The 13197-nt window shown below is 43.7% G+C and carries 9 protein-coding genes; 5 read left to right on the plus strand and 4 right to left on the minus strand.

The window, feature by feature from the left end:
- Positions 1-127: 127 nt before the first annotated feature.
- Positions 128-1033, plus strand: coding sequence for a TIGR01777 family oxidoreductase (locus AB4238_RS02495; RefSeq protein ID WP_372031016.1), 906 nt, complete (start codon positions 128-130; stop codon positions 1031-1033).
- Positions 1034-1350: 317 nt separating this feature from the next.
- Here AB4238_RS02495 and AB4238_RS02500 read toward each other — a convergent pair whose 3' ends face one another.
- Together AB4238_RS02500 and AB4238_RS02505 are read right to left on the minus strand one after the other, a co-directional pair.
- Positions 1351-3804, minus strand: a complete 2454-nt coding sequence (locus AB4238_RS02500) for an ABC transporter permease (protein WP_372031018.1) — start codon at positions 3802-3804, stop codon at positions 1351-1353.
- Positions 3795-4532, minus strand: a complete 738-nt coding sequence (locus AB4238_RS02505; protein WP_372031019.1) for an ABC transporter ATP-binding protein — start codon at positions 4530-4532, stop codon at positions 3795-3797. The genes AB4238_RS02500 and AB4238_RS02505 overlap by 10 nt, the downstream gene beginning before the upstream one ends.
- On the opposite strand from AB4238_RS02505, the gene AB4238_RS02510 reads away from it, so the two are divergent.
- From AB4238_RS02510 to AB4238_RS02525, 4 genes are all read left to right on the plus strand, one after another.
- Positions 4513-5157, plus strand: coding sequence for an arylesterase (locus AB4238_RS02510; RefSeq protein ID WP_372031020.1), 645 nt, complete (start codon positions 4513-4515; stop codon positions 5155-5157). The genes AB4238_RS02505 and AB4238_RS02510 overlap by 20 nt on opposite strands.
- A gap of 117 nt (positions 5158-5274) precedes the next feature.
- Entirely contained in the window at positions 5275-6372 is a 1098-nt protein-coding gene (locus tag AB4238_RS02515; RefSeq protein ID WP_372031021.1) for a YdiY family protein, read from the plus strand.
- A 492-nt stretch (positions 6373-6864) separates the two neighbouring features.
- Complete coding sequence (locus AB4238_RS02520) at positions 6865-9513, plus strand: parallel beta-helix domain-containing protein (RefSeq protein WP_372031022.1); 2649 nt, start codon at positions 6865-6867, stop codon at positions 9511-9513.
- A 102-nt stretch (positions 9514-9615) separates the two neighbouring features.
- Positions 9616-10803 carry an SO2930 family diheme c-type cytochrome gene (locus AB4238_RS02525; RefSeq protein WP_372031023.1) on the plus strand — a complete coding sequence of 396 codons (1188 nt, stop codon included), beginning with the start codon at positions 9616-9618 and terminating at the stop codon, positions 10801-10803.
- Between the two features lie 35 nt (positions 10804-10838).
- Here AB4238_RS02525 and AB4238_RS02530 read toward each other — a convergent pair whose 3' ends face one another.
- Positions 10839-11885 (minus strand): helix-turn-helix domain-containing protein, encoded by a 1047-nt coding sequence (locus AB4238_RS02530; RefSeq protein WP_372031024.1) that lies wholly within the window; start codon positions 11883-11885, stop codon positions 10839-10841.
- Between the two features lie 127 nt (positions 11886-12012).
- A complete protein-coding gene (gene sohB, locus AB4238_RS02535; RefSeq protein ID WP_372031026.1) occupies positions 12013-13044 on the minus strand; it encodes a protease SohB in 1032 nt (343 codons plus the stop codon).
- Positions 13045-13197 lie beyond the last annotated feature (153 nt).

Genomic DNA, 13197 nt, shown 5'->3' on the forward strand with positions numbered 1-13197 from the left:
AACCATGAAAGATCAACAGGCCCTAACAAAAGTGGTGTTAGATCTAAAACAATTTTAACAGTGAAGAGATCTTTATTCGCGTCAATGGCGTAAACTCTAGTAAGACCCTCCTAAAAAACAAAAGCCTATGAATGTATTAATTACCGGCGCGAGTGGATTTGTTGGCAGTCAATTAGTTAACTTGCTAAGTCCTGATCATCAACTGACTCTGCTCACTCGATCACCTGAAAATGCTGCCGCTAAATTAGGTGCAGCTCACCGTTATCTAGCGGATCTCGACAACCTAGCAAACTTGGATATTTTTGATGCTGTCATCAATTTAGCGGGCGAACCCATTGCAGGTAAACGTTGGTCTAGTGACCAAAAAGAGGCCATTTGTCAGAGCCGTTGGCAGATCACGCACAAAATCTCTGCACTTATTAAAGACAGTGATAATCCCCCTAGTACTTTTATTAGCGCGTCTGCGGTAGGTTTTTATGGTCGTCAAGGCGAGCAGCATATCACTGAAGACTTCAATTTAAGCCAACAAAGTAAAAGTGAGTTTACCCATAGAGTATGTTCACAGTGGGAACAAGAAGCACTAAATGCTGCAAGCGATTCAACCCGCGTTTGTATTGTACGTATCGGACTGGTACTAGGCGCTCACGGCGGCGCATTAGCTAAGATGCTACCGGCATTTAAACTCGGTTTAGGGGGGCCGATTGCAAACGGTAAACAGGGAATGAGCTGGATCCATCAAACCGATCTCATCCGCTTGATTGAGTTTATGCTTAACAATAAGCAGTGTAGCGGTATTTATAACGGCTGCGCACCTGCTCCGGTAAGCAATAAGGAGTTTACTCATGCAATGGGCACAGCCTTAAAACGCCCAACTTGTATTCCAGCTCCAGCATTCGGGCTAAAGCTAGCACTAGGTGAGATGTCGACGCTACTCATTGATGGGCAATATGTTGTGCCGCAAAAAGCACTCGCTGATGGTTTTGAATTTAACTATGCAAATATTGATGAAGCTTTTAGCGAAATTTTCAAATAATAAAAGAAAAAGGGATGCACTCGCGGCATCCCTTTTTTTCATCACATACTAGAGTGATTGTTCTTTCACCATTGTTTTTGCCGCTGTTTATTGGCGACTTCAACAAGCCAGAGGCGATGCGGTTGAGTGATTCGCCACAAATAGTCTACAACGCAGTAAAATAGCCAAGAAGCACGACCCTTCGGGTTGGTTTCAATGCTTTTATCACTGCCTGACGCGCTTTCACTTAGCGAGCTAAGCATCATCACTCAAGCCTTGCCCTAAAATCATTGAACTCAAACATAAACTAAGCGCGAAAGGTCAATCGTCCCTAATGATTAATGCGCTTTTAGCAGCTCACCACAGGATTTATTGAGCAGTTGACGGCAACGCCATAATCCCAGAGATGCCACAACAAACCCACCGCACAACGGCGCTATTGCCCACCACGGCCAATGCATATATACATTAAGCTCAAATACCTGAGTCTTCAGTAGGTATAACGTAAACTCAGCCACAATAACCGCCAATACCCCTGCAATCGTACCGAGTAATGCAAACTCTAAACCCGTTGCAGCTCGAAGTAGCCAACCTGATGCGCCAAATGTTCTTAGTACTGCCAGCTCTCGTTGACGACTTGCCATTCCAGCTTCAGTTTGCGCGATCATCACTAATGCACTCGCCAATAGCACTAACACCATTACCAACGTCAGCGACAACGACACCTGTTCGATGATTTGTCGCAGCTGCATCACCATCGCACCAACATCAATAATTGATACGGTTGGGAATTGCTTAATTAAGGACAAAATCACTGACCGTTGAGCATCCTCTAGGTGGAAACTCGACATAGAGGTATAAGCAAACGGAGCAAGAGCTTCTTTGGTAAAAATCATAAAGAAATTCGGCTGCAGTGTTTCCCAATGAACGGCACGAATACTAGCCACTTTCACCGTTAATGACTGATTATCGATGGTGTAAGTGAGCCTATCACCAAGAGCTAGATCTAAACGCTCAGCAACACCTGATTCAACTGAAACATCATAGGTATTTTGGTTAAAGCTACCTGATATCAGTTCATTGTTGTCAGGCATACTGTCGCGATAAGTTAAGTTCAGCTCTCGAGAGATCCCAACGCGTCCCTCTTCACCCGCTTTCTTCTGCTCTGATGAGATGAGTATCTCATCATTAATTGCGGTCAAGCGGCCTCTGATCACCGGATAAATAACCGGCGGCACTTCTACATGAGGCTTTAAAAAGTCCGCAATAGCATCAGTTTCATCTGGCGCGATGTTAACTAGAAAATAATTGGGAGCATTCTCTGGTAGCTGTTTTTGCCATTCGTTTAAGATATCTTGCCTGAGCGCAAAAATGGTCAATAACAACACTAACGCACTACTAAAGCCCACCAATTGCACAGCATTTTGTCGCGCTCGGCGTAGAAGTCCAGCTAATGCGAGTTGCAATGGATTCGTGGTCTTCATGCCAACGCTATGGCCTAGGCGGATCATAAAGAAGCCTAACACACTCAGCAAAACGCCTAACAACAAAACCGCAGCAACCACAGTGAGTGTTAGCGCCAAGCTTTGAGAGTACAAATACCCTAATATCGCCATCGCAGTTAAGCTCAGTAGCAGATGTAGCCACATACCTAACTGCAAACCTTCAAGGTGTCCCTGCAATACTCTGAGCGGAGGAATGGCCAGTAAGCGCATTAGAGGATAAGCAGAAAACATAAAGGCGCTAATAAAGCCGGTACCAATACCCAGTAAGATAGGACGACTTATGGGCGGGCTATAAGCCGCTATTTCAGCGGGTAAAAAGGAGGTAATCGCGCGGTCTAAGCCAAAGCCACCAACGAGCCCAAGCACCACTCCCACTGCAGTGACTAGCAGCAAATGCGTACCAAATAACACTCTGATCTGTTTTGCTGAAGCGCCAAATGTTTTGAGCATGGCCACGACATCATAATGACGCTGGCAGTAACGTTGCGCAGCGATACCTATCGCGGCGCAGGCCAAAGCAATACCCAGTAAGCTCGCTAACAACAGAAAACGCTCTGCCCGCTTTACCGCACTGGCAATAGGCGAATCACCCGATTGCACATCAACCCAGCGCTGACTGGTGTTGAGTAACGGTTTAGCTTGCTGCTCAAAAGCGTCAAGTTTTGCGCTGTCACCGCTAAACTGATACAGATAAGTGACTCGGCTACCAGGTTGAATAACTTGAGTTTTAGCTACATCTTCAATGCGCATCAGCACCACTGGTGAAGATGCGAATGGATTAAAACCCGCATCAGGTAAGCGAACTATCTCTTTTGATAAACCAAAATTAGCGTTACCAATTTCAATGTGCTTAGGATAACCAAGCAAACCACCGAGTCGAGTTTCAAACCAAATATTATCGGCACTAGGTAGCCCTTCTGCCACACCTGTACTTAGCTCGATGTTCCCCTTCAGTGGGTAACCCTGCTCAACGGCTCTAACGGTGACTAGTTGAAATTCATCCCCGGCGTAAACCATAGAGTTAAACTGCATGCTGGTTACACGTGACAAGCCTATGTCATCCGCGATGCTAAGCACTGCTGGATCAATTTTCTTCGGCGAGTTTATAATTCTATCTGCAGCGATAAATTTTGAAGCTTGGCCGTTGATAGCAAGCTGCAAGCGCTCGCTTACAGATGCTAAACCTGTCACCGACAACACCGCTAAGGTGATCGCCAAAATAATCAGCAGTAACTGACCTTGAGACAATTCCCGCTTAAATAGCCTCCATGCTAGTCTTAGCTCCATGAACTTGCCTCTTGTGCAACGTTGTCATCAACCTCTGCTGCGGGAGCAGATTGCTTTTCGCTCAAATGACCAGAGTCCATAACAAACTGGCGTTGGCAGCGGCTCGCTAGCACCATGTCGTGAGTCACTAACACTAACGTGGTGTCACTCTCTCGGTTGAGTTCAAACAACATGTCAGCAATTTTATCACTATTGGCTGAATCCAAATTCCCGGTAGGTTCATCAGCGAACAGTACTTTCGGTTCACAGATGAAAGCTCGGGCAATTGCCACACGCTGCTGCTCTCCACCTGATAATTGGTTAGGAAAGTGGTTCAGTCTATGACTTAATCCAACGCGCTCTAGCATCGCCTGAGATTTCTCTTTCGCATTGGCGATCCCTGCGAGTTCTGCAGGTAACATGACGTTCTCAAGTGCATTCAAGGTATCGACCAACATGAAAGATTGGAAAATAAAACTCACTTTTTGCTTTCGAAGTGCAGCTTTAGATTCCTCATTAAGAGTTTCCAATGCCACACCGTCGAGCAGAATAGAACCTTGGCTCGGGGAGTCAAGCGCTGCAAGCAACCCAAGTAAGGTTGATTTACCAGAACCAGAGGGGCCAAGTATCGCGACACTCTCTCCCTGCTTGACATCCATATTAATGCCGTTGAGGATAGTCAGTTCTCCCTCTTGAGTATTAACCGATTTAACTAGGTGGCTTACTGTTATGGCGCTTTTTTCAGACATAAAACCCTTCTTAGACCTTAAAAACCGACGACTCGGTTTTGTCTTATTATTTATTTTCAGCAGTTTCCCGCTAAGTGCTGCCCCTATATTAATCCTAGGTGACAGCCTAAGTGCAAGTTATGGCATGCCAGAAAATGAAGGCTGGGTTCATCTTCTACGCAATAAAATGCCGGAACATACCATCATCAATGGCTCTGTTAGTGGCGAAACCTCTGCCGGTGGATTACGCAGACTGCCCGCCCTGCTTGACTCTGCCACTCCAGAGGTACTGTTAATTGAGCTCGGTGGCAACGATGGTCTTCGTGGTTTTCCGCCTAAGCAGCTGAAAAATAATCTTACAAAAATCATCGAGCTTGCCCAAGATAAACAGATAAAAGTGCTACTGAGTGAAATTATGGTACCGCCTAACTACGGCCCACGCTATGCTTCTCAAATATCAACCGTTTATAAAGAACTCGCTGCAGAGCATGATATTACCTTAATGCCGTTCTTTATGGAGTTGATTGTCACTGACAGTACGTTGATGCAAAGAGATGGGATCCATCCAAATGCAAAAGCCCAACCACAAATCGCAGAATTTATGCAGCCATGGTTACAACAAGCAACAGAAAACCACGCTAAATGACATAAAAAACAACAAAATAGTTGAAGCGACCAAAGCAAGTTTGTAAATTATTAATTTATCAAAATAGTAATCTGTAATCAGTCATATTTTTGGATATATGAACGGCAAGGGATCTCGATGAGCAAAAAAGTCAATTTGGGTGCAATAGCAATCGGTAGTTTTACACTTTTTTGTTTAAATACATCTGCTTTAGCGACAGAGCCTTTGCCTCAAATTACCCCCGAGCAGATAACCCTTCCCGTTGATAGTCAGTATGACTGGCTGCAACTGACATCCTTGGAACTACTTAAGGGCGAGATTGTTAACCTCTATGATGACAAACTTGAATTTGATAGCGACGAACTTGATAGTGTGTTTATCGACTGGGAAGACGTGAAGATATTGCAAAGTAGCAGCATTGTTAGCATTGGCTTTACTGACCTCAGCACTAAATCAGGCAGGCTATTAATCAAAGATGGAAAGTCCTACATTAACGGTGAAGAGTTTGATAATTCGAAGATAATGACCATCATTGCTGGTGAACAAACTGAAGCTAACTATTGGTCCAGTAAAATTAGCTTAGGCGCCAATTTTCGTAAAGGTAATACCGACCAAATAGATTATAGTGCGATAGCTAAAACAAAACGCCGAACAACCCAATCAAGGTTTAATCTAGATTATATCGGCAATTATTCAGAGACTGATGGCGAAAATAATATCAACAACCATCGTATCAACAGTAACTTTGACTGGTTTATCTCTAAACAGTTTTACCTTCGCCCAGTATTTGCTGAAATCTACATTGATCCCTTTTTAAATACCGATTACCGAATAACCGTAGGTTCTGGTCTTGGTTATAATATTATCGACACCCCAAAAACAGAGTGGAGCGTCAGTGGCGGCCCCGCTTATACGTTAACTCGATTCGATACTGTTGAAGTTAATGAAGATCAAAGTGATAGCAGCGCCACATTGGTCATTGAAAGCTTATACGATACCGAAATATCATCTGACATAGACTTTAACGCACTGTATCGACTGCAATACGGTAATGAGGCGTCAGGCGGCTATACCCATCACGCTATTGCAACCTTAGAGATAGAATTAACAGATATGTTCGACCTTGACCTGTCATTCGTTTGGGACCGAACCAATAAACCTCAGCCAGACGCTAACGGCCTAACTCCCGAACTCAATGACTATCAGTTTATTATTGGCTTTGGTATCGACCTTTAATGTTTTTACAAAACATACTCGATAGCTAAACCAGCTATCACTGTGCGCGACATACAGAGATAACGACATCCAACATCATCTCGCCATTGTAAAACCCTGCTTAAGAGTTATCGATAAAAAAAGTTGGGTCACGATAACTCCAGCTTTTTATCAAAGCTGTATATTTTGCTTCTCTCCGGTTTATAGCCCCTGCTTAATTGTCATTTGTTAGCTTCGTTTTCATAAACCTCTGTTTCTGTATTATTTTAACAATATTCTGCACGGTAAAATAATTTAGCGAAAGCTTTATCAGTACAGAAATAATACAGTCGTTTGAATTGCAAGCTCTTCATAATGATTTTCAATAGCTAACAACACACTTTACGTTTAATTATGGTTTAAAAAGCATTTGATAACACAATGTTGCAAACTTGTTGTCCGGATTTCACATTGCTTATCTGGTACGTCAGTGCAATCTAAGAGGCGCATAATAAAAATAATTCTGGAGACGCTATGCTCAACAAGAAACCTTCATGGTTAATGCCATCACTAATCGCCACTGCAGTCGCAATAAGCTTGGGGGCTTGTTCTTCTGACGATGACGACCCGGTACAAATAGAAACACCACCGGTCGTGGTTCCTGAGCCAGAAGGGCCTTCCTTTCCTGACGGTGCGATAATGATAGAAGATGGTGAGAACCTCACTATTCGCATCCAAGAAGCGCTTATTAACGCCCAAAGTAACGATGTTATCGTACTGCCAAAAGGCACATTTGAAATTGAATCGACGCTGCTGTTTGATGGCGATGTAGACGGCGATGGCAGCTTTGCTAAAAACATAACCATTATGGGTTATGGCCAAAATGAAACTGTACTCGACTTTTCCAAAGCTAACTCTGGCGATGGCATCTTTGTACAAAACGCCGTCAATATCATTATTCAGGATCTATCCGTCAATGAAGCCAAGAACAACGGCATCAAGCTTAAAAACACTAACGGTATTATCTTGCGTCGTTTGGCGACCATTTGGGAAGGTGAACTAGACGAAGATAACGGCGCTTACGGCCTCTACCCTGTTGAGTGTGAAAACATTCTCATTGAAGACACCTATGTGCGTGGTAGTGCCGATGCGGGTATTTATGTCGGGCAGTCTCAGTACATTGTGGTTAGACGTAACATAGCCAAAGAGAACGTTGCCGGTATTGAGATAGAAAACTCAAAATATGCTGACGTATACGATAACGAAGCCATGGGCAATACTGGCGGTATTTTGGTGTTCGATCTCCCCATCAACAACCATAGATACGGCTCAAGCGTAAGAATTTTTAATAACAAAGTTTATGATAACAATACCAAAAACTTTGCCAATGCATCCGCCAACCCTGCTGGCGTTCATATCGTGCCACCGGGTACAGGTATGATTATTCTTTCAACTGATGATGTTGAAATATTTAATAACGAAGTCACCAACCACGATACCATGGGTATCACCATTTCAAGTTTCTTTATTGCAGAACCTGATATGAACGCCTTTGTCGGAAACTATGGCCAACCAGGCCAACCGATTGAAGATGGCTGGCGACCCACACCGCGTAATATCTATATCCACGATAACGTCATCACTGGGTACGGGCAAAAGCCAAATGGTTACCTAATTGATGACATCATTAAGGCTTACCTGTTCACTCACGGCGCTTTTCCAGGCGTACTGTACGACGGCTTAGGTGAGATGCTGTCTAATAATGGTACCGCTGCATACCTTGGATTACAGGAGATGCCATTTGCCGCTGACGGCAGCGATAATGTTTGTGCTAGCGACAACGGTGATGTCTCTTTTGGTCGTCTATACGCAAATGAAAATACCGATATATCAATCCCTGAAGTCCTCTATGAGAAGACTCAAGACAAGCTAATGAACTGTGCTCAGGTGAGTTTACCTGTACATACCGTCACCTTTGGTGAACAGATCTTCGGTTGTGGTGTAGACGATGAAACTGAGGGCTGTGATGGCGGAAACCTTATTGGCGGCGGCGGTAGCATAGGCGAAGACGAAGGTGGTCTTGTTGGTGATGGCGACTTAACCCTCTGTAAAGCTGAAGGTAGTAATGCCTCTTGGGATGCGCTACTGAAGGCTAACTGCCCTAACCTGTCGGACTACAACCTATTTGCAGATGCTAAAAATCCAGCTGACGCGCCAAACTCTGGTGGTTTACCTTATGACCTAAATACACCGCTGTTTACCGATTATTCAACCAAGTATCGTTACGTATTTGTGCCTGAGGGTGAAAAAGCGGATTACTCAGCAATGGAGTCACTCGACTTCCCTGTGGGTACTGTATTAGTTAAGACCTTTGCCCTACCTGCTGATACGAGCAAGCGAGGATTGGACAACGAAGATTTAGTAGAAACTCGTTTATTGATCCACCGCGAAACCGGTTGGACTGCACTGCCTTATGTGTGGAACGCTGAAAAAGCAGATGCTGTACTTGCAAAAGCTGGCGCAATTCAAGGCAAGAAAGTCATGCATAACGGCGAGTCGTTGGACTTTGATTATGTGGTACCAAGCATGAATCAGTGTAAACAGTGTCACCAGTTTAAAGCTGACGCTGATAGTCCGGCTAAGTTTGTCCCTATTGGGCCAAAAGCACGCTTACTTAACAAAGATTATGCCTATGCCGATGGCAGCATGAACCAGTTATTGAAGTGGCAAGCCGCAGGCATTTTACAAGGCGTACCTGATGTTGCCACCATCGATACTGTTCCAGCATACAATGATGGTGATGAAGTGAATGTCACTAGCCTTAGTGATGATGCATTGATGAAAACAGCTAAAGGTTACTTAGACATTAACTGTGCTCATTGTCATCGCCCTGAAGGTAATGCCTCTAATACTGGCTTAAAGCTGGAATACTGGAGAGCATATGCAGAAGATGCAGGGTTATCACACGGTACTTGTAAGTCACCTGTCGCTTATGGTGGTGGTTCTCTAGGCTTTGATGTTGTTCCAGGAAGCCCTGAAGAGTCTATCTTACATTTCCGTATGGAAACCAACAATCCAGGAGACAGAATGCCTGAGATTGGTCGTAGTCTCTCGCACGCTGAAGGTGTTGCGCTAATCAATGAGTGGATTAAACGTCTACCAAGCGCATCTTGCTCAAACTAAATTGGTAGACATAAAAAGGCCGGTTAATCCCGGCCTTTTTTTTACTATTAATTCAGCAATTTTTTCGTGTGAGTATTATCAAGTAAATTGATTGGGTAGCTTATGGATAAAATAGCAATATTCATTTTAATCTTGTCGTTAAGCGCGTGCGGTGGCTCAGACAATTCAACTGAGCAAGTTGTTGAACAAACACCCACAACGCCAGATGTACCAGTAACAGAGGCTCCAGTGTCAGTATGTGACAACACGACAACCGAAGTTAACTGGGATGCCTTAATGACTGAGGACTGCCAAAGCCTTTCTCAATATGGACTATTTGTAGACCCGAGTGTGCCAACATCAGATCCAGTCACACCTGGAATGGCTTACCAGCTATCGACACAGTTATTTTCAAATTACGCCAACAAACACCGCTTTATTTTCCTGCCTCAAGGCAAACAAATCAACTACCACCCAACCGCTACCTTTGAGATGCCTGTAGGCACCGTACTAGTGAAAACGTTCTCCTTACCTTTCGATACTCAAGTCAGCGGCACCAACAATGAAGTACAAATAGAAACTCGACTGCTCATACATCGACAAGCTGGCTGGACGACCCTACCTTATGTTTGGGATGGCGCAGAAGCAACACTGCAGCAAGCAGGTTTAGACGTGCCTCACAGCTTGAATCATCAAGGTGTGGAAGAGGTATTCGATTATCATGTCCCTAGTCGAGCTGAGTGTAAAATATGCCACCAATCAACTCTCGGCAGTGACAATCAAACTGCTTTTATCAGGCCCATAGGTATAAAAGCCCATCTGCTTAATCGTGATATTAATTATCAAGGTCAAAGCATCAATCAGCTGCAGCTTTGGCAACAGCTCAGTTTGTTAAATGACTTACCAGATCTCAGTGAAGTGGGAAAAACGGCAGAGATAAACGATCAAAGCGCTTCATTAACATCTCGAGCCAAAGGCTATCTGGATATTAACTGTGCTCATTGCCATAACGCAGATGGGTTTGCCAGCATCTCGGGATTACGTCTTGGCTTTTATATTGATCATAGCAGCTATCAGTATGGGATCTGTAAACAGCCTCCGGGTTGGGATGGTGGCGCTAAAGGCTTATCTTATGACATCATTCCAGGTGACGGTGAACACTCCATCACGGTCTATCGTCAAGAGCTCAATCAAGCAAAAGACAGAATGCCGCCACTTGGTCGAGCAATAGTGCACACTGAAGCCGTAGAAGTGATTAAGCAGTGGATAGATGCCATGCCAGCTGACTGGGGAAATTGCCAACACTTATAATAAACAACAGATCCTAGTAAAGCGGTTCAATGGAATCAATTCAGTGAGCCGCTTGCTTTATCTTTACCTCGATTAAGACGGTGAAAATGGCCGGGTGGATGGCCAATCCAATGTTTAAAGCTTTGCCTGAAATGGCTAACATCACCAAATCCCATATAATCTGATATTGATTCAATCGAGTGTTCATTCGACAAAATAAGTTCTATCGCCATTTGACAACGAACTTGGTCGACCAGCTTTTGATAACTCGTACCAGCGTTAGACAACCGACGTCTTAATGTGCGACTACTGATATTTTGCGTTAATGCTACCGCATCCATACTCGGTAATTCTGGTGCACTTTCTCTTAGCTCAGCGAGAAGTTCTGAAATGTAAGAATGACTAGAGTCGACAGTAATACCGGGCTCCGCTGCAGCAAAAGAGAAAGTAATGGGTAGGCTCAACAACTGATGCTCAATAGACCATTCAAAAAATTCCGCATCAAAACTAACTGACGCGCCTGTGCATGAGGCTAAAAAATTGGCACTGCGTTTAGGTTCAGCTAAGGCGATCTGTTTGACGTTCACCTCGCCACCCGTTAACTGTCGCGCAAAGGTCATCAAAGAGGCAATGCTGTGCTGAAACTGACAACTGTATTTATTAATATCGAGCTTGTTAGTATTAAGCCATCTAACCTTAAGTAATCCCTCTTCATTACGTATAAGCGTGTCCGAAAAACTACCAACGAGTTCTGGATGGGCGATAACAAACTCAAGGCACTCTCCTAAGGTTTTATAGCTTGTTAGATAGCCCAATAAAAAACCTAAGTCAGTGACTTGATACTCACTAGCGGCCTTGGCACCCACTTCAGGGTCTTGACTTAAATGCTGCAGGAAGGTCATAGCATAATCGACTTGCCACACATAGACGAATTGGCTAAGTGCTAATTCATTTTCACCAACACCTATCTCTTGGCACAGCTTCTCTACTGCCTCTATACCGAACTGTTTCTTTAAGTAACTTAGTAGGTTTCTCAATTCATAAGCAGGGTAAGACTGATCGCCAACCATCAGGTGTGGTTTGTAGCTGCAAGCTTTATGCATTTTGCTCCGCTAAATTAGTACATTTATAACTACATTTTTAGCGGATTTGGATGTTAATTAATAGCCTATATTTAAATTTAGATACAAAAAAGCCTGCAGATGCAGGCTTTTACTGATATCTAACCAACTATTTTAGCGGTTGGTTCTTTTCTGCAAATTTATTAAAAATTGCATTGAAAGACAAAGAAGCACCATGAGCAATCTTATCTGACAGTTTCTTCTTAAGCTGGTAACTCACTTTAACGACTGTGCGCTCGTTAGCAAGCTTTAGGATCACATCATCACTGGTAGCCACTTCATCAATCAAGCCAAGCTCAATGGCTTGCTGACCATACCAATGCTCACCGGTAGCCACTTTAGCAATATCAAGTTCTGGTCTGTACTTAGAAATGAACGCTTTAAACAACACATGTGTCTCTTCAAGCTCTTTCTGGAACTTTTCCCGACCTTCATCCGTATTCTCACCAAAGATAGTCAAAGTGCGTTTGAAGTCGCCTGCGGTATGTTGCTCATAATCAATATCATGCTTTTTAAGCAAACGATTAAAGTTAGGCACTTGGGCTACAACCCCAATAGAACCGACAATAGCAAACGGCGCTGCGTACACCTTATTAGCCACACAAGCCATCATGTAACCGCCACTAGCAGCCACTTTATCGACACAGATTGATAATGGGATTTCGGCTTTTCTTAATCGATCAAGCTGGCTTGATGCCAAACCGTAACCATGGACCATACCGCCGCCACTTTCCACATTAACAATGACTTCATCGCCTTTGTCTGCAATAGTCAAAATCGCGCTTATCTCTTCGCGTAAAGACGCCACTTCTCCGGCATCGATACTGCCTTTAAAATCGACCACGAATACTTTAGGATCGGCTTCAGGCTCTTTGTTGTCTTTTTGCGCCTTGTCTTTTTCTTTCTCGTCAGCTTTTACTTTTTTCTCATAGGCTTTAAACGCCTTCTTAGACAGCAGCTCTTCTTTGAGATCATGCTTCAATGTTTTTAAGTCATCACTGATATTAGTAATTTTCAGCTCACCTTTTTCAGCTTTGTGCTTCATTGATGATGCCAGCACCACAATCACCACAGCTAAAATAGACACAACTATCGTCACTGCTTTAGCCAAAAACAGGCCGTACTCGTACAGAAATTCCAAAATATTCTCCAACTAAATCGATTGTTGTTCTCATTTATACCAATTGCATTAAGTATTTGGCCAGTTCAGAGTCCCTCAGTCTTTTCAATTCAAAACGCATTGGTAAAGAAATGGTTATTCCCTTTTAAGCCAATGCAAAGCAGAAGTGGAAAG

This window comes from Shewanella sp. 10N.286.45.A1 (assembly GCF_041470405.1).
In the GTDB taxonomy this organism is placed as follows: domain Bacteria; phylum Pseudomonadota; class Gammaproteobacteria; order Enterobacterales; family Shewanellaceae; genus Shewanella.

Coding starts and splice junctions, on each gene's coding strand:
- AB4238_RS02495 (WP_372031016.1), top strand. CDS start 128: ATGAATGTATTAATTACCGGCGCGAGTGGATTTGTTGGCAGTCAATTA.
- AB4238_RS02500 (WP_372031018.1), bottom strand. CDS start 3,804: ATGGAGCTAAGACTAGCATGGAGGCTATTTAAGCGGGAATTGTCTCAA.
- AB4238_RS02510 (WP_372031020.1), top strand. CDS start 4,513: ATGGCGCTTTTTTCAGACATAAAACCCTTCTTAGACCTTAAAAACCGA.
- AB4238_RS02505 (WP_372031019.1), bottom strand. CDS start 4,532: ATGTCTGAAAAAAGCGCCATAACAGTAAGCCACCTAGTTAAATCGGTT.
- AB4238_RS02515 (WP_372031021.1), top strand. CDS start 5,275: ATGAGCAAAAAAGTCAATTTGGGTGCAATAGCAATCGGTAGTTTTACA.
- AB4238_RS02520 (WP_372031022.1), top strand. CDS start 6,865: ATGCTCAACAAGAAACCTTCATGGTTAATGCCATCACTAATCGCCACT.
- AB4238_RS02525 (WP_372031023.1), top strand. CDS start 9,616: ATGGATAAAATAGCAATATTCATTTTAATCTTGTCGTTAAGCGCGTGC.
- AB4238_RS02530 (WP_372031024.1), bottom strand. CDS start 11,885: ATGCATAAAGCTTGCAGCTACAAACCACACCTGATGGTTGGCGATCAG.